The sequence below is a fragment of the Winogradskyella sp. UBA3174 genome (genome assembly GCF_002364335.1).
GTDB lineage: Bacteria > Bacteroidota > Bacteroidia > Flavobacteriales > Flavobacteriaceae > Winogradskyella.
The window spans coordinates 66793-89360 of record NZ_DEXW01000037.1 but is presented as its reverse complement, the minus strand read 5'-3'; the positions used below and the strand labels follow the sequence as shown (position 1 = coordinate 89360).

Sequence of the window (22568 nt, the reverse complement as noted above, 5' to 3'; positions counted from 1 at the left end):
TTCAAGTTGTTAATGTAAAGTTAAAAATATTAAGTTAATAAAATTAACGATAAAGTGTTGTTTTGCATAGACGAAATTAAAAGGCAACGGTAAGGTTAGCGCTTAAGCCAGTATTTTCTGGCACAAATCTACAAACACCACCAATACAAATAAGTCCACCACGTTGTCTTCCGTAATTTAGGCCTAATCTTGTATTGCCTTTACTGTAGCTACCGCCAACACTGTAGTAATGAATTTTACCAAGACCTTCGTAATTATAATTATCTGCTGCATAAATAGCAAAGCTTGTAGAGAAATTATATTCTAATACGCCTGCAATCCAGTTTTTTCTGTCATCTTGAGACCATAAATGTTGTGCAACCATTCTAAGCGCTTTTCCTTTTTCGAACCTTCGCGTAGCTTCAATAACTCCAATGTTTGCATTAATAGAAGAATTACCTAACGGTCCTCCTTCTACAATTCCTTTGTCTATTGTAACATTTTGATAGGTAAAAACAGAGCTCCATTTTTTAGATAGACGTTTCTTAACTTCTAAATTTACGTCTCTAAAAAGTGTTTGACCTGAGCCAATAAATTTAGCTTTATACCATCTATTTTCAATATTGTATTCTGCATCTAATCCTGCCCAATAAGAGAAGTTAGCAGCTATCTTTGTGCCATATTTACCACCTAGAGCTGTTCCTTTTTTTAATGAATAATACAAATCAATTTGAGAACCTACTTCACCTGCACGTTGATCAAAAGATTCTATCACTAACCTTGGTTGTGGGTTATAAACGTAAATATTTGTTAATAGGTAATCTTGCTGCTTTGTTAATCCAGGAACATAATTAATAACTTGTTGATTAAATATGTTTCCTTCTGCTAGACGATCTGCGAAAAAACTAAAATTTTCTAAACGTCTAAAAGTAGCGTTAATTCCAAGTCCTTTTCGTGCATAACCTGCGTTAACTTGTAGTGCTGTACCATCATATAGTTTGTTAGAAGATAATTGCCCTTCGTTAACAATAGCATCAGGATCTTTAACGATAGCTTCTACACCAGCGTAGAAATCACCAATAACAAAATCAAAACGTCCACTGTAAGCACCAACATTACTTGGTATGGCTTGGTTACCACCTGTATCTTGGTTTCTTCCTACATAGCTCAAGCCCATTTGTATATCAACACTATTTATATTTAATGCATTACTTAAGTTTAAGTCGGCATCTATTCCTTGTATGTTTCCTTCTGATTCTTCGAAGCCATTTCTTTGTTTTCCAAAGACCGCTTTAAAATATAAATCTTCCGTAGCTTTATATCTTATGTTTACACCTTTCATTGCATTATTTAGACCTAGTTGACGGTCTTCCCAAGAGCGGAGTATTAAACCACTACCAAATTGCTCATAGAAAAAACCACCTGTAACATCTATTTTTTCGTCCTTATAATTAATATAATAGGTAGCAACCCCATTTTGCCCATCATAAATTGGTGCATAGCCTAATAAAGCAGATGGTAAGTAAGATTCAAACTGCATACCAGCTGTGAAATTCCCTAAATTATAATTTAATAACACGTAGTTATTAACTCTAAACTGATCTTCTGGTGCTAAGAAATTTATGCCTTCATCAGTTTGAAGCCATTGTGAATTAGACTCTAGTCCTCCATAAAAGTTGCCATTTTCCTGAGAAAAAAGTGTGCAGATATTAAAAAACAGAAATGCTTGAAAAAGTAATTTTCTCATAAAAAGTAAATTGTGGTGGTTGGAGAGTTTAGTGAGTTGTAAGACCTATAATTATTTTGATAGCTCTTTTATTTTTTCGTACAATTCTAATTCTGCACCAGGACTATAGCCAGAGTGTTCGTAAACAATTTTATTATCCTTAACAAGAATTGTAAGTGGTATACTAGATGCGTTTAAGGCACGTTTAAGATCTGCATTAATATCTAATAATATTGTATAATCCCAGTCTTTACCATTAACTAATGATTTTACTCTTTTAACGGTTCTGCTATCATCAACAGATACGGCAATAAGTTTTACGTTAGTTTCTTCTTGCCATTCAGAATATAAATCATTGATAGCATCGAGTTCTTTTAAACATGGAACACACCAAGTCGCCCATAAAGAAATAATGGTGACACCTTCTTTATTTATTGCATCTTTTAAGCTTATACTGCTACCTTCCATAGATGTTAAATCTACGTTTGGTAAATCATTTTGAGCAAAAGAAGATAATCCTATAATAGAAATACAGAAGGTTAAGATTAGTTTTTTCATAATGAATTTCAATAATTAGTTAGACAATATTAGTTAAATTTTTCACAAATTCAGTTCTCTTATAAAAAATAATTACTTTAGCAAAAAAAACTCTATACTATGAATACAAAAACAATACCAAAGCTATTTTTAACATTATGTCTTCTGCTTAGTGTTGCATGTAGCAAAACAGAGGAGAATTTACCTTTAACTATACCTACTGCTGAAATTTCGGTTGATAAATTAGTGAGGAAGGCCTCTTTAGTAAATCAAAATATTCCCTTTACTATTATTAATGAGCTAGGTATTGATGTCACAGTATTAGCTACATTTTACGTAAATGGTGAGCCTTTAGATGAAGCATCTTTCTCTTCAGATACAATTGGAGACTTTGAAGTTTATGGTGTGTATATAGAAGATGGTGTAGAGGTTACTACTAATACAGAAACGTTTAGTGTTATTATACCAAAACAAAAAATTGTTGTAGAAGATTATACAGGGACTTGGTGTGGTTTTTGTCCTAGAGTTTCTGCGGCTTTATATTCATTAAAGGGAGAAACAGATGATATTGCTGTTGTAGCTATACACGAGACTACTAATAATTTTCCGGATCCTATGCATTTTAATGAAGTTCAATTTTTAAAAGATGCTTTTGGTGTTGAAGGTTTTCCTGCTGCTAAAATCAATAGAACAACAAATTGGCAGATTCCACATTTAAATTCTGATGTTACTGGTATTGCAGGTTTAGATACTAACCTAGCCATTGCACTAAATTCTGTTTTAGAAGGGAATGAATTAACAGTTCAAGTTAATGTTGTATACGAACAAGGATCAGAGCAAGGAGATAAGCTTGTTGTTTACTTGTTAGAGAATCAAATCCTTAGTGATCAGGTTAATTATTACAATTCAGATACAACAAGTCCATATTTTGGTTTAGGTGACGTAATCCCTGATTTTGAGCATAATGATGTATTGAGAGAATCTTTAACTGGTGTTTTAGGAAATACGATACCTGCTACAGCTGCTTTAGCCGAGTATATAACTTCTTTTACAATTAACGTACCTGCTGACTACATAGTAAGTAATTTGAGTATTGTAGCAATGGTAGTTAATGATGAAAATACAGCTAAAAACGCACAATTTGCTGAGCTGGATGAGGATAAAGCATACGAATAGTAATAGCTAATATTCAAAACATAAAAAAAGGGTAGTAAATAATTTACTACCCTTTTTTCATGAATTAAAACTAGTTTAGTTAACCATAACTTTGGTTCTAAATATGTCATTATTTTCAGTAACTACATTTAAAATATAAATACCTGCATTTAAATTTACAGCCAATACTGTACGCTCACTTAAGTTTTGATTAGAATTAAATATTATTTTACCTGTAATATCTACTAGAGAAATAGAGGCATTATTAACCAATTTATTATGTAGTAGTACAAGCTCATTGTGAATAGGATTTCTTTCTAATTTAAAAACAGTAGTGTTACTTTCAGAAATACTTAATGGAGGAGTTAATATCTCTGACAAAGCAAAAGCTACGTTATCTTCTGTTAATTGAATGTGTGGTTCGTTGTCATCTGGTATAAAAGTATTGTCAAATGGTGTAACGTTGGTTGTAGCTCTACCTGCTAAGTTAATATCATGAAACCAGTTAATATCATCACCTTCAGTTTCTTCTTCTATTACAAGTGCCAATGCACTAACAGAAGGAATAAAACTAAATTTATCTATTTGAAGAGCAGTTAAGAAATCTGATGCGATTCCGCCTCCTACACCAATATCTCCAGTTAAAGCAGATAGATCAAATAAACCGCCTGGTGCTGCATCTACTCCATCAAAATTAGTTGTTTCAGAACTTGCTGTTGAGACTACGTTTGGAATAAAGGGTGGTAAAAGCGGTGCAAAGAAGCGACTTACTTCTTGAGCTGCACCTGCACTTGGAGTCATGTTTATTTCTATTTCTACATTTATAACTCCGATAAGACCCGTATCTACAGGAATGGTCGTGTTAATTACAGAAAAACTATTGGTAACTGGTGTTACGCCGTCCTTAGCTAAATAAGGACTTCCAATTCCGCTACCATTAATGATAGCTACGTTTCTAACATTCTCAGGAAATCCAGTAGCAGTTAATCCGTTAATGTTAGTTTTAAATATATCTCTAAAAGGATGAGGCTGAGGTAATGTTAGTAATGGATCAAAAGTAAATACATCAGCACCAGATAAGTGAGGTTCAAAATGATCAATTAATAATTGTCTTGCGGCAGGAGATTTTAGAAAGCCTTCGATAAGTGGCTCTAGTTCTGCAACAGGACTTAAAGTGTTATTTGCTAAAAAATTAAGTTGATGTTGTAACCCAATTGGGACATTTGCTCCATGATGAGGTGTGTCAAATGAAATATATAGTCTAGTATCGGCATCTAAATTTTCAGACTCCATGTGGTTTAAAGCATAACGTGCAATTAAGCCACCCATACTAGGGCCTATAATTACATTTTGTTCAGGATTGTTAGCTGCTTTACTTATGTTAATTATATTAATTAACTCTACTAAAAGCATTGCATTTCGTTCCATGAAATCTGAACCGCCATCAACTACGTTATTGGCACTGTCAGTATATGTTGGGAAATTCAAAATCACAATATCAAAACCTTCATCTCTAACTAAATCTGCTAGGTTTTCAGTTCCTGAGGGGTTGGTGAAATTTAAAAGGTTATAAATTCCTGTAATATCTCTAGTATCACCAGGGTCAAAACCATCCACAATAAAAATTGGCTTATCTAAAATATTATCTGCGCTCAGAAAAACGTCATATTCACATTGTCCAGGTAAACTAGTTGCACCTTCATATCCTGAAAGATCTAAAGGAATAGTTCCAGTGAGCGTCGTCTGCGCAATTATTAAAACAGGAAGTAATAATAAAATTAAAACGTAGTTTTTTTTCATAAGAAGTAGATTTAAATTCATTATAAAGATACAAAGTTTAAAATACTCATTTTTATTTTTTTAAGCATTTCTAAAACGGCAAAAAAAACCCTTAAAAGCATATAACTCCTAAGGATTTAGTTTTTAGTATATTAATTTGTTATCCTAAGAATGGATATCTGTAATCTGTTGGAGTAACAAACGTTTCTTTTATTAATCTTGGTGATACCCAACGTAATAAATTTTGAGCACTACCAGCTTTATCATTTGTACCAGATGCTCTTGCACCACCAAATGGTTGTTGGCCAACAACAGCTCCTGTTGGTTTGTCATTAACATAGAAGTTACCAGCACAGTTTTGTAGCGCTTTAGTAGCTTCATCTACAGCGTAACGATCTCTAGAGATGATTGCACCTGTTAATGCATATTCACTTGTTTCGTCAACTAATTTCAAAGTTTCAGAAAACGCATCGTCTTCATAAACGTATATAGTCATTACAGGTCCAAATAGCTCAGTACCCATAGTTGTATATTTTGGGTTTGTTGTTACGATAACTGTTGGTTCAATAAAGTAACCTTTAGATTTATCATAACCACCACCTGCAATTATTTCGGCATCACTGTCTGTTTTAGCTCCATCAATATACTTTGCTAATTTATCAAAAGAACCTTCGTGAATTACTGCAGTAATAAAGTTACTCATGTCTTCTGGTGATCCCATTTTGAAGGACTTTATATCTGCAACAAGATATTTCTTAACATCTGCCCAAATCCCTTTAGGGATGTAAGCTCTAGATGCTGCACTACATTTTTGTCCTTGAAACTCAAATGCTCCACGAGCAATTGCAGTCGCGACTTGTTTAGCATCAGCTGATTTATGTGCTACAATGAAATCTTTTCCACCAGTTTCACCTACAATTTTAGGATAGGTTTTATAGTTGTGAATATTGTTACCTATTTGTTTCCATAATTCTTTAAATATAAATGTAGAACCTGTGAAATGTAAACCAGAGAAATCAGGACTAGCCATTACTGTATTCGTAATCATTACAGGATCACCAAATACCACATTAATAACACCGTCTGGTACACCTGCCTCTTTAAAGACATCCATAATTACTTTTGCAGAATAGACTTGGCTATCACTTGGTTTCCAAACAACAACATTGCCCATTAATGCCATACAGGCCGGTAAATTTCCTGCAATAGCCGTAAAATTAAAAGGTGTTACTGCGTATGTAAAACCTTCTAAGGGTCTGTATTCAACCCTATTCCAAGCATCACTTGTGCTTTCAGGTTGTTCCATATAAATGTCAGTCATAAACTGAACATTAAAACGTAAGAAATCTATAAACTCACAAGACGCATCAATTTCAGCCTGATGTATTGTTTTAGATTGAGCAATCATTGTAGCCGCATTAATTTTTGCTCTGTAAGGGCCAGCAATTAATTCTGCAGCTTTTAAGAAAATACCGGCACGTTCTTCCCAAGGCATTTGTGACCAAGATTTACGAGCTTCTAATGCCGTAGCGATAGCAGCATCTATATGTTTTTGTTCAGCTACGTGATATTCACCTACAATATGTTGATGGTCGTGCGGAGGAGACATTGTTCTAGTATTACCAGTTTTTACATCTTCACCATTAATATATAAGGGAACTTCAACTTTGCTATTAAACATTGTTTTGTATGCATCTTGTACAGCTTTGCGTTCTGGCGAACCAGGTGCATAAGACATAACAGGTTCGTTAACTGCTACTGGTACATTAAAGAATCCTTTACCCATAATATGTTTTGTTTTTAGTTTGAATTTTAACGCTGCAAAGGTACAATTTTTATGATATATTGATTCTTTCAAACGTTATAGTTGTGTGAAGATTAAAAATATAATTTTGTAAGTTGCCTCCTGAAATACGACAGTATGCTTATGCATTTAAATAACGCTTTTATTTTATCGCTAGCATATCCTGAAACTATTGTGTCTCATGCTGAGGAATGGTATTCTAAGTTCTTACGTTTCTTTTTCATTGGGAGTCGTAAACATGTAAGAGCAGGCCATGCCTCATTGGTGTTAATAGATAAGAAGACAGGTGTCTTAGAATATCATGATTTTGGACGCTACGTTACACCATCACCAAACGGACGAGTTAGAGGAAGAGAAACTGATTTTGAATTGAATTTCCCACTTGTGGCTAAAATTGAAAATGATACTATTCTAAACTTAGATGAAATTTTGAAATTTTTAGCTACACATTCTAAATTAACACATGGTCAAGGAAATTTATATGCTTCTGTTTGTGCCTCTGTAAATTATGAATTGGCTAGAGAATATATAGACAAAATGCAAGATATGGGCTTTGTTAGATATGCTGCTTTTATCAAAAACAGCTGTAATTGTGCTCATTTTGTTGTTGATACACTTATTGATTCGGTGACCAATTTAGATCTAAAAAAGAAACTACAAAACTCTAAATGGTTTACACCGAGTACTATTGGAAATGTTATTATTGCTGATACTGAAGACTTTGTTTATATGGTTTCAGAACAGGGTGAGATAAATAAATTTAATTCTACTGTTAGTAAGGAGAATAGACGTTTATTTTTAGATGTTTTAAAGGGTTATGACCCAAGTTTAGTCGGAACTTTAAAACCGAAAGACAATGATGTAAAAGTTGAACATGCACAATGGTTAAGTGGTATTGCTGCTGGTGCTTGGTTTGAGATTTATGATTTAGAAATTGATTCAGAATATAGATTTAGACGAATATCTTCTTACGGTAATATCGACTGTGATGGAATCTATGAGACTAAGGAAAAAGGTTTTGTTATCAATGCAGATTATAAATTTATACACAATTCGAATTGCTCATTCTTTCATATAGAACAAGATTCTAGGCACTTCCGATTTGATTTTATAAGAAACTTTGAGTTTTAGTTAAGTGCAAAAGGTGCGCTCAATTTAAAAGAAGGAATAGATACTTTAAATTTATTAGTATTTGTAAAGTTTACCATATTGTAATAGCCTTGCATTGCACCAAAAGGTGATGTTAATAAACAACCCGAATTATAAGTATGAGATTCACCGGGCTTTAAAACAGGCTTCTTACCAATTACACCTTCTCCTTCTATAATCTCTTCTTTATTAAGAGCGTCTAGTATTTTCCAGTGTCTTGAGTTGAGTTGAACAGAATCTTTACTTTGGTTTTCAATAGTTACTTTATAACCAAACGCAAAGTGCACTTTATAGTTCTTATAAAATGTGCCTTCAAAGTTGGTTTCCACCGAAATTTTTATACCGCTTGTAACTTGTTGTACCATTAATTTTGAAATGTATGCTAAAATAGAATAATTTTTGAATGATGAATCACTATTTACGTTAAGAATTAAAAACTTTTAACATTTTATTTGCAACAAAAGCTTCTAGAGTACTAAAAAAGGCTAATATATCTTCTTTTTCTAATAAACTATTAATAGTGACCATGCGTATAAATTCTTGATTATTAAACTTTCCGAAACCGACCATTAACTCTGAGTTTTCATAAAGTGCTGTGCATAACTCTTTAGCATCAACACCTTTATAGTTAAAACATACTGATATGGAATCATCGAAACTATAAATATTATAATCTTCATTGTTTTTAATGTAATTTCTGGCAATTTCTGCCATTTCAAATTGTTTATCTACAATTTCTTCTAGTCCGTTTGTTCCAACAGATTTCCATAGTGTCCAGATTTTTAGAGCATCATTTCGTCTTCCGCATTGTAACGATGTTTTTCCTAAATTAAAGTCGTCTCCATCAGTTTGATATAAATAATCAGCTTCATTTGAAAAAGAATGATGCAATTGTGCTTTGTGTTGTGTAACTATAATAGAGCAACTTAAAGGAGTGCCTAACATCTTATGAGCGTTAATACTGAAGGAATCAGAGTATTCTAATCCACGAATAAGATGTTTATGGGTTTTGCTAAAAATAACACCACCACAATAAGCACCGTCAACATGCAGCCAAACTTTATTTTTATTACAAACTTCACTTATAGCTTCGGTATCATCAAATGCACCTATGACTGTTGTGCCAGCTGTGGCATTTACGAAGAAAGGTTGGTAGCCATTTTCTGAATCGTTCTGTATTAACTCTTCTAAGTGTTTGGCTGACATTTCACCTTTAGAATTTGTTCTAACCAACCTCACATTATCCCTTCCAATACCTGTTAAAGCTGCATTTTTAGAGATTGAATAATGGGATTCTTTGGAGGTGTAGAGTGTCATTGGCTTTGTTAAGCCTGCTGTTCTTACTGATGGGCTTATTGCATCTCTCGCCATAATAAGTGCCATCATATTACTCATAGAGCCTCCTGGTGCAACCGTTCCATCGCTGTTTTCTGCATAACCTGCGAGTTTGCAGATATTTTCAATTACTTGTTTTTCAATACCAACTTGTGGGCCTGCAACTTTATAGGTGTACATGCTATTGTTAAGCATTACTGCTAATAAATCACCAAGCGTTGCTTTGCCAATTCTACCTCCAAACAGTTGATTGAAAAATGATTTTGATGCTGTTTTAGGCGTGCTTTTTACAATATCATGAAGAATATTTATTAAGTTTTCTTCTATAACGCCCTTAGGATTTAAAGAGAGATCTATTTCTTTATAGAGTTTTGATGTTGGTATAGGGTACGCAACAGGTTGTTCTGTTTCTGATTTAAATAAAACATCACATAATTGAGAAAACAAGGCTATATCGTGTTGCATCTAAAGGTTGTTTCTAAGAAATAATTAAAATTGGTTCTTAGTCGTTAATTACGACCCAAATTTACAATTTAATTAGAAATATTTATTGAAGATGCTTCACCATATCCAATAAGACGATCATATCTGAAGCCTAAATCTCTATAATAAACTAATACTTTATAGTTGTTTTCTGTTTCCCAATAGTCACCACCAATAGCTCCCTCATCTAAAATGCCTGTCGATTTATCTACAGCGACATATTTGTAGTTATAAAACCCCTGTTTTAAACGTATTGTGCATTCGTAGCGGTTGCTTTCAGTATTGAATATCATTTGGTTGAGTTCATTCAATGCAAATGCATTATAGTTACCATAAATGTATATGCTCTTGTCTTTGAGCTGCTGCTGCGCTAGCGAAAAATGAATCATAGTATAATCTGCTTCAACATCAACATCACTTCTATCTATAGCTGTTGTGATGAAATTACCATTAATGTCAGGGTTATATGTATACGGACGGCCTTTACGTGGCTCATTAGTAAATAAATAGCCATGATAAAGTTCTTTTAAATCAATAAATTGTACTCCAACATTAGCTGCCCTAACATCCTTGTTTTCAAAAAACAAATATTCATTTCCACCCCAAAAAGCGGATTCTGTATCATAGCGATATATTAATTCGTTGCCTAATGTATATTGTGGTTTTAAATCTGAAATGGATGTATTGAGATTGTTATTTTGAATGATTAGAGCTTTAACGGTTTCTAAAGGGTTATTAAAATTGATACTATTTGTAAATATTTTTATATCTATAGATTGTTTTTCAGCGATTACTTTTACGTCTCTAGACCGTTTTACCATTACGCCAACATTTACGACATCTTCATAAATCATAAATTTTCGGCTAAACATTAATTCATCATAGTCATCGTAGATTAAAATCATATAATTACCACTTTTAAGAAGTGCTCGCGTTTGTGAGTTGGGTATCGTTAAATCGTAATGCGAGTATATTTGATAGGTGTTAAAAGAATTATCATAAGTTAAAATACGTTGATTATCTAACCCTTTAAGGTATTCTCCTTTTACTAACACAGATGGTGTCCAATCGTAGTTGTAGTGTTTTATGACATAATAAAAATCTTCTTCATCTCCATTTAGGGCATCAAATTCTAAAACTAAAGGTTCTCCTAACTTTAATATAGGGAGCTGACCTTGTGTGGTATTACTGTTAAATTTTATAGTTTTAATGAAATCGGGAGGATTAACTTCTTCGACTTGAGAAAATAAAATAAAAGGAATAACTAAAAATAATAAGACGCTATAAATATTTTTATTCATTGTTAATTGCTACAATTATTTAAAGATAGTCAAAATCTATGCCTTAATGTATTTAACTTATTTATAATCACTATAAATAAAAAAGATGTTTTAATATGAAAATTAATTAAGCAATAATTCGTAAATTTGCATCGATTTTTAGACAACTAATCTTTAAAGTATATGTCAAAAGACATCAGAATAAAAAAGGGTTTAGATATTAAGCTAGTCGGTGAAGCCGAACAAGCTACAGAAGCTGCCATTGTTAGCAATTTCTATTCTATTAGACCCGAAGATTTCCACAGTATTATACCAAAACTTGTTGCAAAAGAAGGTACCCATGTCAAGGCAGGTGAAACTTTGTTTTACAATAAAGACAATGAGGATATGAAATTTGTGTCTCCAGTTTCTGGAGAAGTAACAGAGGTTCAACGTGGACCAAGACGTCGTATAGACGGTATTAAAATTACTGCCGACAAAGAGCAACAACACTTAGATCATGGTAAATTTGATTTATCTGCCGATGCAGATAAAGTAAAGTCACATTTACTAGCTTCTGGTTGTTGGGCTTTTATAAAACAACGTCCCTATGATGTTGTAGCAAAAGCAGACAGAACACCAAAAGCGATTTTTGTCTCAGGCTATGCAAGTGCACCTTTAGCAGCTAATTTAGATTATGCTTTAGCAGGTAAAGACGCAGAGTTACAGGCTGCCGTTACAGCATTGTCAAAACTTACAGAAGGTGGAGTTCATATTTCTGTAGGTAGTTCTAATTCGCCACTAGCGAATCTAAATAACACAACAACTCATAATGTTTCTGGGCCACATCCTTCAGGGAATGTTGGGACTTTAATAAATAAAGTTAGTCCAGTAAACAAAGGCGAGGTAGTTTGGACGGTTAATGCACAAGATTTAGTAATTATAGGAGAGCTTTTATTAACAGGGAAATTTAATGCAGAGCGTATTGTAGCTTTAGCAGGTTCTTCAGTTAAAAAGCCAAGGTATTTTAAAACTAAGATTGGTTCTGAAATAGCAACTATGGTTTACGATAATGGAGTAGAGCAAGATGGTAATGATCGTATTATTTCAGGTAACGTATTATCAGGAAAACAGATTAAGCCGGATGGTAATTTAGATTATTACAGTAATGTAATTACGGTAATTCCTGAAGGTGATGATTACGAATTCTTTGGTTGGAATAAGCCGGTATTCGATAAAGTATCAACATCAAGAGCGTTAACATTTTCTTGGTTAACACCAAATAAGAAGTTTGCTTTAAATACAAATACTAACGGTGAACATCGTGCTTTTGTAATTACAGGGAACTATGAACAGGTATTTCCTTTAGATATTTTTCCGATGCAGATTTTAAAAGCATGTATGTATCAAGATTTAGATGAAATGGAAGCTTTAGGTATGTACGAAGTTGCGCCAGAAGATTTTGCACTGACAGAGTTTGTATGTGTGTCTAAACAACCACATCAAAAAATTATAAGAGAAGGTTTAGACTTAATGTTAAAAGAGATAGGATAATGGGTTTAAAAAGTAGTTTACATAATTTTAAGCAAAAGAATATAGATAAAAAGTGGCTTCCAGGTTTTAATGCGCTTTTTACATTTTTATATATGCCAAATGAGACGACTCATAATGGTACTCATATTAAGGCCGCTGACGATTTAAAGCGTACCATGAATACGGTAATCATAGCTTTAGTACCATGTTTAATATTTGGTATGTTTAATGCTGGTTATCAGCATTATTTAGCACAAGGTTTAATAGAGTCTGCAGATGGGTTTATAGGAGCTTCATTTTGGACATTAGATAACCTAATTATAGGTGCTTGGACAGTATTACCACTTGTAGCTGTTTCTTATGGTGTTGGTTTAGCAGTAGAATTTGTATTTGCTATCATTAAAGGACACGAAGTAGAAGAAGGGTATTTAGTGACAGGTATGTTAGTGCCATTAATTGTACCTATCGATATTCCATTATGGATGTTATCTGTAGCAGTTATCTTCGGTGTTGTTATCGGTAAAGAAGTTTTTGGAGGTACAGGAATGAATATTTTAAATCCGGCACTTACAATCCGTGCATTCCTATTTTTTGCTTATCCAACATGGATGTCTGGTGATAAAGTATGGGTTCATGGAGCAACTGAAATGGCAGGAACGCCAGATGCTATTTCTGGAGAAACGATACTGGGAAGTTTAGCTCAAAACAATGGAGCACTAGGTTACGATTATTGGGATATGTTTTGGGGAATTATACCAGGTTCTGTTGGTGAAACATCAAAATTTCTAATCATCATAGGGGCTTTATTCTTAATCTTTACCAAGATTGGGAGTTGGAGAATTATGTTGAGTACTGTAGTCGGTGCTTTAGCTATGGGCTTAATTTTTAATGGTGTTGTTGATGCAGGATGGATATCTGATTCAAGTAAATTCTACGGATTAATGAACGTACCATTCTGGCAACATTTAATTATAGGTAGTATTTTGTTTGGTGCTGTTTATATGGCAACAGATCCTGTTACCGCATCACAGACTAATAAAGGAAAATGGATTTATGGTTTCTTAATAGGTTTTATATCTATTATGATTCGTGTATTTAACCCAGCCTATCCAGAAGGTGTATTCTTAGCAATCTTATTAATGAATGTTTTTGCACCAACTATAGATCATTACGTTATACAAGCAAATGTAAAACGCAGAATGCAACGTTTAAAAGTTAAAATAGCATAATTATGGCAGTTAACACAGACAAAAATTCATACACAATACTATTTGCAATAGCAATGGTTGTAATTGTTGGTTCTTTATTAGCTTTTACCGCGTCTTCTCTAAAGCCGCAAATTAAAGAGAATGAGCGTATGGAAAAGCAGCAGAATATTTTGTATGCTTTAGGAGTAAATGAAAATGAAGGTACTGGAGATATTGTTTTCGTATCTACTAAGGAGGTAGCTGACAAGTTTTCTACTAATGTTTCTGAGCAATTAGTTTTAGAGTCGAAAGACGGAAAAATCATCAGTAAAATGACACGTCAAGAATTCATTGATTCTAAAGACGAAGGTAAAGGCAAGGAACCTTATTTAATTGATGTTAAAAAGCAGCAAGCAAGAGCAAAAAAAGGAGAATCTAGATTCTTACCATTATTTGTAGGTCAACAAGACGGTAAAACGGTTTATATAGCACCTATAAGAGGAAAAGGACTTTGGGATGCTATTTGGGGATTTGTTGCTCTAGATGAAAATATGGTGGTTAAAGGGACCTTTTTCGATCATGCAGCCGAAACACCTGGTCTAGGATCAAACATTAAGCAACGTTACTTTATGGATGATTTTTATGGCGAACGCTTGTTAACTGAAGCCGGTGTCTTTAAAGGTATTGCTGTAGCTAAAGGGAATAATGATCCTAAAAACGAAAGAAAAGAAGATCATGCAGTTGATGCCTTAGCTGGTGCAACGATAACAGGAGATGGTATATCGGCAATGATAAGGAAAGATTTAAAATTGTATATGCCATTTTTTCAGAATTTAAATATAAAAACGAATTAGTATGGGACTACTATCAAAAAAAGACGCTAAGTTAATTACAGATCCATTAGCAGATAATAATCCTATTACAATACAAGTTCTAGGTATCTGTTCTGCACTAGCAATTACTGCAGATCTTAAGGCTTCTCTAGTAATGGGAGTTGCTGTATTATTTGTTATGGGAGTTGGTAATGTTGTCATATCCTTAATGCGAAATATTATACCGTCAAAAATCAGAATTATCGTTCAGCTTATCGTAGTTGCTTCATTGGTAATTATTGTAGATCAAGTTTTAAAGGCTTATGCTTTTGAATTAAGTAAAACACTTTCTGTATTTATTGGATTGATTATTACGAACTGTATAATTATGGGACGTTTTGAAGCATTTGCTCTAGCCAACGGTCCTTACAGATCTTTCTTAGATGGTATTGGGAACGCTTTAGGTTATGCAGTGATTCTTGTGATTGTCGGCATATTTAGAGAATTGTTAGGTGCTGGTACTTTGATGGGATATCCTGTATTAGGAGATCCAATTGAAAAAACAGGAGTCTTTTCAATTGGTTATGAGAACAACGGTTTTATGTTAATGCCACCAATGGCATTAATAATTGTTGGTTTAATTATTTGGGTGCAACGTAGTAGAAATAAGGATTTAATCGAAGATTAAAAAGTAAGCGGTCAATAGTCACTCAGTTTACAGTCAATTGAAAGACTGAAAATTATTACTAAAAAAATAAAAAAATGATAGAACATTTAGAATTGTTTTTCAAAGCTGTATTTATAGATAACATGGTATTTGCCGTTTTCTTAGGTATGTGTTCGTATTTAGCGGTATCAAAAAAAGTTGCAACAGCAGTAGGTCTAGGTGCTGCCGTAATTTTTGTATTGGCTATTACAGTGCCTTTAAACTGGTTGTTAGATCAATATTTATTACAACCAGGTGCATTAAGTTGGTTAGGGTCGGAATATGCCGATTACGATTTAGGTTTCTTATCCTTTATAATGTTTATTGCAACTATTGCCACTATGGTACAATTAGTAGAAATAGTGGTAGAGAAGTTTTCTCCATCACTGTATAACTCTTTAGGTATATTTTTACCATTAATTGCTGTAAACTGTGCCATTTTAGGTGGTTCATTATTTATGCAATCTCGTGAAATTGAAACATTAGGATTAGCCGTAAATTACGGTATTTCTTCTGGTATTGGATGGTTTTTAGCCATTTTAGCAATTGCAGCTATTCGTGAAAAAATTAGATACAGTAATGTGCCTGCACCTTTAAGAGGTTTAGGAATTACATTTATTATAACCGGCTTAATGGGTATTGGCTTTTTAAGTTTCGGTGGGATGTTAACAGGTGGAGATGAAGAAGAAAAACCAGCTTCTGAACCAACCGTTAAAGTAGAACAAATTAAGTCTGAAGACAATGCTAAGAAATTAGCAGATAACACTAAAAATGTAGAATAGTATGATTTTAGCAGCAGGAACATTAGGAACTGTAATAGCAACAGTAGCAGCATTTTTATTAATTACACTCATGCTTGTGAGTTTGTTATTATTTGTTAAACAAAAATTATCACCATCTGGTCCCGTAAAGATTACCATTAACGGTGAACGCGAAATTGAAGTAGCCTCAGGAAGTACTTTGTTAAATACCTTAAGTGCTAATAAAATATTTTTACCATCTGCATGCGGTGGAGGTGGAACTTGTATTCAATGTGAATGCGATGTTTTATCTGGTGGAGGTGAAGCACTTCCAACGGAGACTCCTCACTTTTCGAGAAAAGAATTGGCACATGGAGCACGTTTATCTTGTCAAGTAAAGGTGAAACAGGACATGGAAATCACTATTCCTGAAGAAGTATTTGGTATTAAGAAATGGGAAGCAACAGTTGTAAGAAACTATAATGTAGCCTCATTTATTAAGGAATTTGTTGTTCAGATCCCTGAGGATATGGGTTACAAAGCTGGTGGATATATACAGATTGAAATTCCTAATTGCGAGATTAAATTCTCTGATATGGATATTACAGCTCACCCAGAAGAACATGATATTCCAGATAAGTTTCAAGCTGAATGGGATAAATTCGGAATTTGGCCTTTAGTGATGAAGAATACAGAAACTGTAGAAAGAGCCTATTCTATGGCGTCTTACCCTGCTGAAGGACGCGAAATTATGCTTAATGTACGTATAGCAACTCCGCCTTGGGATCGTGCTAATAACGGTTGGATGAAAGTCAATCCAGGTATAGCGTCATCCTATATTTTTGCTCAGAAGCCAGGGGATAAAGTAACAATATCTGGACCTTATGGTGAATTCTTTATTAATGAGTCTGAAAGCGAAATGCTTTACGTAGGTGGTGGAGCAGGTATGGCACCAATGCGTTCTCATTTATATGAATTATTTAGAACTATTAAAACAGGTCGTAAAGTAACTTATTGGTATGGTGGGCGTTCTAAGCGTGAGCTATTCTACATTGAGCACTTTAGAAAATTAGAAAATGATTTTCCTAACTTTAGGTTTTATATGGCACTTTCTGAGCCAATGGAGGAAGATAATTGGAAAGTTAAAACTGATATTAATGATGAAGCTGGTGATGGTTTTGTAGGATTTATTCACAATTGTGTAATAGATAACTACCTAAGTCTTCACGAGACACCAGAAGATATTGAACTCTATTTTTGTGGACCACCATTAATGAACCAAGCGGTCCAGAAAATGGGTGAGGATTATGGGATAGCAGATGAGCACATTAGATTTGATGACTTTGGAGGGTAAACTTTCATAATAGTTATAACATATAACAAAAAAACCAACTCTTAAGAGTTGGTTTTTTTGTTACATAAGAATTTTAATAATTTAAGACTGAGGCTCTAGTTGTTCTTCAAATTTAAACAACGCTGAGCAATCCATAACGTTTTCTATATTATCTAATGTACAGAGCTGTGAAACAACTTTACATAAGCCGTTAAATAAAATAGTATCATTAAAATGTTTTGGTCTGTGTAAACGTCTTGATGGAGTCAATTTATAATCACAGCCTTTTAAAAATGCAGCTTCAATTTGAAGCAACTCTAAAGGTGTATATCCATTAAATTTCCGATCTAAATTTTGATGAATTAAACCTAAATAATTCAATTTTTTTGTGCCATGAAAATCGGTTAAATGTTGCCAACTATCTTTATTGTCTAATATGTTGCCAACAGCACATTGTTTGCAATCCTCAGGATTTAAGGTGTTATTATGGAAGGCGTTGTATAATTTATTAATAGCGCTATCAAAACGAATTGAAGTAATCATAACAGTGGAGTTTTCTTTTTCAAGTTAAAAGATACAAAAAACGAAATGAATTTCAATAAATGATTAATCTTTTTAGGTCTATTTATATTCCATAATTAAAAAGACAGCAGTAGTTTCTCCTATATTTAATACTTCATGTGAGGTTATTTCATCTTTACTAAAACTATAGTCAGTTGGTACATCTACCTCTCTTGTGCCGTTGGTATCGGTAATTCTAAATTTACCACCAGTAATTGTATAGCCAACATGTGGATTGTGATAATGTTTCTCGTGTCCTACACCAGGCTCAAAAGTACATTTAAGTACTCTTAATTTAACGTTGTCTTCTAAAATTTCACATACAGCTTCACCATTCCAACCTGCTTCTAATGGGTCTGGTAATTTTTGGTTTTGGTCACAACTAAAAGTAGCCAAAATTAATACTGCACAGAAGAATATGCTTTTAAGGTATTTAATCATAAATTATTGTTTCAAACTATTCATTATCTCTTCAATAGCTTTATCTAATTGTGGTTGATTCCCTGTTAGTCTATCTTTGAAGTCTTCTTTTACATAAATGTCTGGCTTAACACCTGTAAACTCTAAATTGTCACCACTTAATGTGTAACAGCCCCAAGATGGTAAGCGGTAAAATGAGCCATCTACTAAACTTGCGCCTGATGTGAAGATAATCCAACGATATGTTTCTGTTCCAACCACTTTACCTAAACCTAACTCTTTAAAGTCAGCTGAAGTTACTTCTGCATCACTAAGCGTTTGCTCATTAATTGGCATGACGTAGACATCTTTATTTCCATATTGCGTAGCGCTAAAAGCTAACCACTTGCCGTCTGGTGATATTCGAGGAAGTGTTTCTTCTCCACGCATAGCTGTTAAACGGAGTGTTTCACCACCTGTTGCTGAAACCTTCCATAAATCACCATCATAGCTAAAGATAATTATTTGTCCTTTTGTTGATAACGTTGGGTCTGATGTAAAGTAAGTGTCTTGAGCTTTAGCAATGCCGTTAAATAAAAATAAACTTATAATTAGGGATAAATAATATGGTTTCATGCTGTTAGGGTGTTCTGTTTTTCTTGTTGTGTTAGATATTCAATTTATAATAATATTATTTTGAATTAAATGCTTTTAGAGCAACCAACGCTGGACTAAATTCTATGTTTAAATCCTGTTTTGCAGCATCATTTTGATAAATTACTCTACCATTACCTTTTGGTGCTTCGTTATTTAACATCGCAGAAATATCTGAAATCTTCCAGCTTTCACTGCTTAATAAATAGTTTTTTCCATGTAAGCCGGTTTTGGTTGTTAATTTATAGATTGCGTTTGCAACATCTTTAACATCTACCATCGCAAATTCTACATCATTGTCATACATCATCTGCATAAATGGATTAGGAGCAATTTTATTTTTAAATAAGAACTGCATTCCTGATGAAGTAGAATCTTCTCTTTTAGATAATTGTTTTCCAATAACAAAAGTTGGTGAAACACTCGAAATTTCGAAACCTACATTAGGATTATCTTCTATAAATTTTGAAACTGTCTGGTTAGCAATAAATTTTGCTTGAGCATAGGGATGACTTTCTTTACTTGTATAAGGCGTATCATTCTCGTTAACAGTTTCATTAGGATTTTTATTTCCTGCTGGCATTGGGAAATTGGTGTTATATGCAGCAACTGAAGCAATAAAAATAACCCTTTTAACCTGAGGAGCTTTGTTTACAATTTCAAGAAAATTCTCAGTGCCTTTTATTGTTGGGTCAAACAATTCTGCTTTGGCATCTTCAAAATCTAGTTTAAAAGGTGTACCACCATGAACTACAACGTCACAACCATTAATAAAATTTTGTAATTGCGCTTTGTTTTCTACTTTAAGTGGAACGATTTCTAAATGATCTGCGTTAGGAAGTTGTTTTAAGTGTTGATATTTTTCTGGTTTAGAAATATCTGTTGCAGATACTTTTACTTTGTAACCTTGCTCTAAAAATTGTTTTGTTGTGTGACTTCCTATAAAGCCAGATCCACCGATTATGCCTACTGTTTTCATAATGTTTTTGATTGCGTTAATTATAGTTTAATAAAGTCAAAAAGAACATCATGTTAAATGATGCTACCATAACGTATGTTTTAAGCAGATGAAGTAGAGATAGTAATTGGGTTTGTACTAATTATTGATGCTCTGAAATTAGAAATATAAAGTTACATAATTTTATTAGTCATATAACAATATCTAATTTTTTTACGTTCAAGTTACTATGAAGAAAGTACTATTGTTTTTATTTCTAATTATTGCATTTATAGTTTTAGCATTTCAATTAAAGCCTCTTACAAAAGTCGCAAATAGTGGTGCTGCAATTGTTGAAACATCAAGCTTAATTAATAAGGATAGTTTAACTATAAAATCTAGGGTTAATGTTCCTGAAAACTATAAACGTACAGCATATAAAAAAGGAAGTTTTGAAAATTACTTAAGAAATTACAAGTTAAAATCCTTCGGAAGCAAAATTATAAATTATGATGACACCAAATACTACTGGCAAGACGGTCATATAGGTATTTTAGAAATACCAGTGCCTAAAAATGGCTTACAACAATGTGCAGATGCTTTGATTAGAATTAGAGGCGAATACCTTTGGGATAATAACAGAAAGAATGAAATAGGTTTCAAATTTACGTCTGGTCATTATTGCTCATGGTTAAAATATGCCGAAGGTTTTAGACCAAAAATTAAAGGCAATAAAGTAACGTTTCATAAAACAGAAAGTGCTAATTATTCAAAAGAAAACTTCTATAAGTACTTAAATTTAATCTTTATGTATTCGGGTACTTTATCATTATATAATGAACTAAAATCAATTAAAGCAAAAGATTTACAAATAGGCGATATGCTCATTAAAGGAGGTTCTCCAGGTCATATTGTAATGCTTGCAGATGAAGCTGTTAATGAGAAAGGTGAAAAGCTTTTTCTACTATTTCAAGGCAATACGCCAGCCCAAAGTGTTCATTTGGTTAAAAATATAGAAGATTCTAATAGGTCTCCCTGGTATCAGCTAGAAGATGATGCTGTAGTTCCTATTTCAAATTACACGTTTAGTAGTTCGAAATTTGTAAGATTTAAATAGCAAGTTTGTATCTTTGTAATATGAGTAAACAACTATCACCACAAGAAATTCATAACCTAGCTATGAACCACGTAGGTAAGGACCTAGAAGCCCGTGGTTTTGAATTTGTAGCTATTAATAGTAAGTTAAAACGTCATCCACAATTTGTTTGTATAGATAAGAAAAGTCAATACTTTTTTGTGGTTGTTAGAGCTGTAATTCTTCCCGAGAATCCAAATAATTATGATATCGTTTGGATGGAAACTTTCAAGAAGCATGCTTACGAAAAAGATGCTAAGGTTTTATACGCTGGTGTAGGTATAGCAAACCCTAAAGGTGAAGATTTACCAATATATTTAAACGAAGAATATCTTATTGAATACAATGGTATTCAGATCATAGAAATGAATTTGAATTAATATGAATAAACTAATTGCAATTTTATTAATAATTACGCTTTTTTCCTGTTCTGAACAACCACCCACTAATGTGAAACTTTCAGGTCCAATATTTGGTACTGGTTTTAATATACAATACTATTCTGAAGATAATAGAAACTATCAAAATCAGATTGATAGTTTATTTAATATTGTCAATCAATCCCTTTCAACATACATTCCAAATTCTGATATTTCTAAATTAAATAGAAATGAAATAACGACAATTGATAATCATTTTAAACATGTTTTTGAATCATCAAAGGTGATTTATAGAGAAACTGAAGGAGCTTTTGACCCAACAATTGGTAATGTGGTTAATGCGTGGAATTTTGGTGCAGAGCAAAACAAATTTTTAACAGATAGTACAACTATAGATAGTTTAATGCGCTATGTTGGGTTTAATAGAGTTGGTATTAAAGACCTAACGGTTAAGAAACCTAAAGCATCTTATTTAGAGTTTAATGCCATCGCTAAAGGTTATGGTATAGATGTTATTGCAGAATTTTTGGACTCTAAGGATGTCGATAATTATCTTGTTGATATTGGAGGTGACTTGCGCGTTTCTGGCGTTAATTTAGAAAGCGGAAAAGGTTGGACAGTTGGTATTGATGATCCTAATTTTGATGGTACTCAATCTTATTCTAAAGTGGTGGTACTAATTGATGAAGCTATGGCAACCTCTGGAACGTATCGTAAATTTAAAACTGACGAAGAGGGAAACCGTTATGCACATATTATAAATACTAGAACAGGATATCCTACAAAAACAAATATTTTAAGTGTTTCTGTTATTGCACCAGATTGCATGACAGCAGATGGTTATGCTACTGCTTTTCAGGCCATGGGTTTAGAGAAGGTTAGAGATTTCTTGTACGCTCATAAAGAGCTAAAAGCTTATTTTATTTATGAGGATAAAGAAAATTCGCTACAAACACTTAATCTAAATGATTTTCCTGAATAGTAT

At 33.1% G+C, this 22568-nt stretch carries 21 protein-coding genes and 1 pseudogene; 11 read left to right on the top strand and 11 right to left on the bottom strand.

All coding sequences use genetic code 11. The annotated features are described in order from the left end of the window. Positions 1–76: 76 nt before the first annotated feature. Together B2U95_RS05355 and B2U95_RS05350 are read right to left on the bottom strand one after the other, a co-directional pair. Positions 77–1726: a DUF6029 family protein gene (locus tag B2U95_RS05355; protein WP_296313568.1), complete on the bottom strand. Its 1650-nt coding sequence runs from the start codon at positions 1724–1726 to the stop codon at positions 77–79. Positions 1727–1777: 51 nt separating this feature from the next. Then, positions 1778–2263: a TlpA family protein disulfide reductase gene (locus B2U95_RS05350; RefSeq protein WP_296313564.1), complete on the bottom strand. Its 486-nt coding sequence runs from the start codon at positions 2261–2263 to the stop codon at positions 1778–1780. A 99-nt stretch (positions 2264–2362) separates the two neighbouring features. Between B2U95_RS05350 and B2U95_RS05345 the strand changes: the two genes are divergently transcribed. After that, positions 2363–3418, top strand: coding sequence for an Omp28-related outer membrane protein (locus B2U95_RS05345; RefSeq protein WP_296313561.1), 1056 nt, complete (start codon positions 2363–2365; stop codon positions 3416–3418). A gap of 75 nt (positions 3419–3493) precedes the next feature. On the opposite strand, the gene B2U95_RS05340 is transcribed toward B2U95_RS05345, so the two are convergent. Both B2U95_RS05340 and pruA read right to left on the bottom strand, forming a co-directional pair. After that, a complete protein-coding gene (locus B2U95_RS05340) occupies positions 3494–5197 on the bottom strand; it encodes a T9SS type A sorting domain-containing protein (protein WP_296313559.1) in 1704 nt (567 codons plus the stop codon). Between the two features lie 139 nt (positions 5198–5336). Next, positions 5337–6962: an L-glutamate gamma-semialdehyde dehydrogenase gene (pruA, locus tag B2U95_RS05335; RefSeq protein WP_296313556.1), complete on the bottom strand. Its 1626-nt coding sequence runs from the start codon at positions 6960–6962 to the stop codon at positions 5337–5339. 141 nt (positions 6963–7103) lie between these two features. On the opposite strand from pruA, the gene B2U95_RS05330 reads away from it, so the two are divergent. Next, positions 7104–8111, top strand: coding sequence for a DUF6695 family protein (locus B2U95_RS05330; protein ID WP_296313554.1), 1008 nt, complete (start codon positions 7104–7106; stop codon positions 8109–8111). Here the strand turns inward: B2U95_RS05330 and apaG are convergent. The 3 genes from apaG to B2U95_RS05315 all read right to left on the bottom strand — a co-directional run bounded on the left by apaG (position 8108) and on the right by B2U95_RS05315 (position 11248). Next, positions 8108–8494 (bottom strand): Co2+/Mg2+ efflux protein ApaG, encoded by a 387-nt coding sequence (gene apaG / locus B2U95_RS05325; RefSeq protein ID WP_296313551.1) that lies wholly within the window; start codon positions 8492–8494, stop codon positions 8108–8110. The genes B2U95_RS05330 and apaG overlap by 4 nt on opposite strands. 58 nt (positions 8495–8552) lie before the next feature. After that, the gene (locus B2U95_RS05320; protein ID WP_296313549.1) at positions 8553–9929 is read right to left on the bottom strand and encodes a pyridoxal phosphate-dependent decarboxylase family protein; all 1377 of its coding nucleotides are present in this window, start codon (positions 9927–9929) and stop codon (positions 8553–8555) included. A 68-nt stretch (positions 9930–9997) separates the two neighbouring features. Next, positions 9998–11248 carry a DUF5103 domain-containing protein gene (locus B2U95_RS05315; RefSeq protein ID WP_296313546.1) on the bottom strand — a complete coding sequence of 417 codons (1251 nt, stop codon included), beginning with the start codon at positions 11246–11248 and terminating at the stop codon, positions 9998–10000. Between the two features lie 162 nt (positions 11249–11410). On the opposite strand from B2U95_RS05315, the gene B2U95_RS05310 reads away from it, so the two are divergent. The 6 genes from B2U95_RS05310 to nqrF all read left to right on the top strand — a co-directional run bounded on the left by B2U95_RS05310 (position 11411) and on the right by nqrF (position 17538). Next, on the top strand, positions 11411–12760 hold the full coding sequence (locus tag B2U95_RS05310; protein ID WP_296313544.1) for a Na(+)-translocating NADH-quinone reductase subunit A: 1350 nt from the start codon (positions 11411–11413) through the stop codon (positions 12758–12760). Next, positions 12760–13968 carry an NADH:ubiquinone reductase (Na(+)-transporting) subunit B gene (locus B2U95_RS05305; protein WP_296313540.1) on the top strand — a complete coding sequence of 403 codons (1209 nt, stop codon included), beginning with the start codon at positions 12760–12762 and terminating at the stop codon, positions 13966–13968. Before B2U95_RS05310 ends, B2U95_RS05305 begins: the two co-directional genes overlap by 1 nt. Before the next feature lie 2 nt (positions 13969–13970). Continuing rightward, entirely contained in the window at positions 13971–14780 is an 810-nt protein-coding gene (locus tag B2U95_RS05300) for a Na(+)-translocating NADH-quinone reductase subunit C (RefSeq protein ID WP_296313538.1), read from the top strand. Between the two features lies 1 nt (position 14781). After that, positions 14782–15426, top strand: coding sequence for an NADH:ubiquinone reductase (Na(+)-transporting) subunit D (locus B2U95_RS05295; protein WP_296313536.1), 645 nt, complete (start codon positions 14782–14784; stop codon positions 15424–15426). Positions 15427–15500: 74 nt separating this feature from the next. Continuing rightward, positions 15501–16226, top strand: a complete 726-nt coding sequence (gene nqrE / locus B2U95_RS05290) for an NADH:ubiquinone reductase (Na(+)-transporting) subunit E (protein ID WP_296313534.1) — start codon at positions 15501–15503, stop codon at positions 16224–16226. Between the two features lies 1 nt (position 16227). Beyond that, positions 16228–17538: an NADH:ubiquinone reductase (Na(+)-transporting) subunit F gene (nqrF, locus tag B2U95_RS05285; protein ID WP_296313532.1), complete on the top strand. Its 1311-nt coding sequence runs from the start codon at positions 16228–16230 to the stop codon at positions 17536–17538. Positions 17539–17619: 81 nt separating this feature from the next. On the opposite strand, the gene B2U95_RS05280 is transcribed toward nqrF, so the two are convergent. The 4 genes and pseudogenes from B2U95_RS05280 to B2U95_RS05265 form a co-directional block, all read right to left on the bottom strand. After that, complete coding sequence (locus B2U95_RS05280) at positions 17620–18060, bottom strand: Na(+)-translocating NADH-quinone reductase subunit F (RefSeq protein WP_296313530.1); 441 nt, start codon at positions 18058–18060, stop codon at positions 17620–17622. 78 nt (positions 18061–18138) lie between these two features. Next, entirely contained in the window at positions 18139–18519 is a 381-nt protein-coding gene (locus B2U95_RS05275; protein WP_296313527.1) for a cupin domain-containing protein, read from the bottom strand. A gap of 3 nt (positions 18520–18522) precedes the next feature. After that, positions 18523–18912, bottom strand: a pseudogene (locus tag B2U95_RS05270) (S41 family peptidase); the annotation flags it as partial. Positions 18913–19168: 256 nt separating this feature from the next. After that, positions 19169–20110, bottom strand: a complete 942-nt coding sequence (locus B2U95_RS05265) for an NAD-dependent epimerase/dehydratase family protein (RefSeq protein WP_296313525.1) — start codon at positions 20108–20110, stop codon at positions 19169–19171. A 208-nt stretch (positions 20111–20318) separates the two neighbouring features. Here B2U95_RS05265 and B2U95_RS05260 point away from each other — a divergent pair, with 208 nt between their 5' ends. From B2U95_RS05260 to B2U95_RS05250, 3 genes are read left to right on the top strand one after another with little or no spacing between them, the layout of a single operon-like run. Then, positions 20319–21185 carry a DUF4846 domain-containing protein gene (locus tag B2U95_RS05260; protein WP_296313523.1) on the top strand — a complete coding sequence of 289 codons (867 nt, stop codon included), beginning with the start codon at positions 20319–20321 and terminating at the stop codon, positions 21183–21185. A gap of 20 nt (positions 21186–21205) precedes the next feature. Further along, positions 21206–21583 carry a Na(+)-translocating NADH-quinone reductase subunit F gene (locus B2U95_RS05255; protein WP_296313521.1) on the top strand — a complete coding sequence of 126 codons (378 nt, stop codon included), beginning with the start codon at positions 21206–21208 and terminating at the stop codon, positions 21581–21583. 1 nt (position 21584) lies between these two features. Further along, positions 21585–22565 carry an FAD:protein FMN transferase gene (locus B2U95_RS05250; protein WP_296313519.1) on the top strand — a complete coding sequence of 327 codons (981 nt, stop codon included), beginning with the start codon at positions 21585–21587 and terminating at the stop codon, positions 22563–22565. Positions 22566–22568 lie beyond the last annotated feature (3 nt).

Coding starts and splice junctions, on each gene's coding strand:
- B2U95_RS05355 (WP_296313568.1), bottom strand. CDS start 1,726: ATGAGAAAATTACTTTTTCAAGCATTTCTGTTTTTTAATATCTGCACA.
- B2U95_RS05350 (WP_296313564.1), bottom strand. CDS start 2,263: ATGAAAAAACTAATCTTAACCTTCTGTATTTCTATTATAGGATTATCT.
- B2U95_RS05345 (WP_296313561.1), top strand. CDS start 2,363: ATGAATACAAAAACAATACCAAAGCTATTTTTAACATTATGTCTTCTG.
- B2U95_RS05340 (WP_296313559.1), bottom strand. CDS start 5,197: ATGAAAAAAAACTACGTTTTAATTTTATTATTACTTCCTGTTTTAATA.
- pruA (WP_296313556.1), bottom strand. CDS start 6,962: ATGGGTAAAGGATTCTTTAATGTACCAGTAGCAGTTAACGAACCTGTT.
- B2U95_RS05330 (WP_296313554.1), top strand. CDS start 7,104: ATGCATTTAAATAACGCTTTTATTTTATCGCTAGCATATCCTGAAACT.
- apaG (WP_296313551.1), bottom strand. CDS start 8,494: ATGGTACAACAAGTTACAAGCGGTATAAAAATTTCGGTGGAAACCAAC.
- B2U95_RS05320 (WP_296313549.1), bottom strand. CDS start 9,929: ATGCAACACGATATAGCCTTGTTTTCTCAATTATGTGATGTTTTATTT.
- B2U95_RS05315 (WP_296313546.1), bottom strand. CDS start 11,248: ATGAATAAAAATATTTATAGCGTCTTATTATTTTTAGTTATTCCTTTT.
- B2U95_RS05310 (WP_296313544.1), top strand. CDS start 11,411: ATGTCAAAAGACATCAGAATAAAAAAGGGTTTAGATATTAAGCTAGTC.
- B2U95_RS05305 (WP_296313540.1), top strand. CDS start 12,760: ATGGGTTTAAAAAGTAGTTTACATAATTTTAAGCAAAAGAATATAGAT.
- B2U95_RS05300 (WP_296313538.1), top strand. CDS start 13,971: ATGGCAGTTAACACAGACAAAAATTCATACACAATACTATTTGCAATA.
- B2U95_RS05295 (WP_296313536.1), top strand. CDS start 14,782: ATGGGACTACTATCAAAAAAAGACGCTAAGTTAATTACAGATCCATTA.
- nqrE (WP_296313534.1), top strand. CDS start 15,501: ATGATAGAACATTTAGAATTGTTTTTCAAAGCTGTATTTATAGATAAC.
- nqrF (WP_296313532.1), top strand. CDS start 16,228: ATGATTTTAGCAGCAGGAACATTAGGAACTGTAATAGCAACAGTAGCA.
- B2U95_RS05280 (WP_296313530.1), bottom strand. CDS start 18,060: ATGATTACTTCAATTCGTTTTGATAGCGCTATTAATAAATTATACAAC.
- B2U95_RS05275 (WP_296313527.1), bottom strand. CDS start 18,519: ATGATTAAATACCTTAAAAGCATATTCTTCTGTGCAGTATTAATTTTG.
- B2U95_RS05265 (WP_296313525.1), bottom strand. CDS start 20,110: ATGAAAACAGTAGGCATAATCGGTGGATCTGGCTTTATAGGAAGTCAC.
- B2U95_RS05260 (WP_296313523.1), top strand. CDS start 20,319: ATGAAGAAAGTACTATTGTTTTTATTTCTAATTATTGCATTTATAGTT.
- B2U95_RS05255 (WP_296313521.1), top strand. CDS start 21,206: ATGAGTAAACAACTATCACCACAAGAAATTCATAACCTAGCTATGAAC.
- B2U95_RS05250 (WP_296313519.1), top strand. CDS start 21,585: ATGAATAAACTAATTGCAATTTTATTAATAATTACGCTTTTTTCCTGT.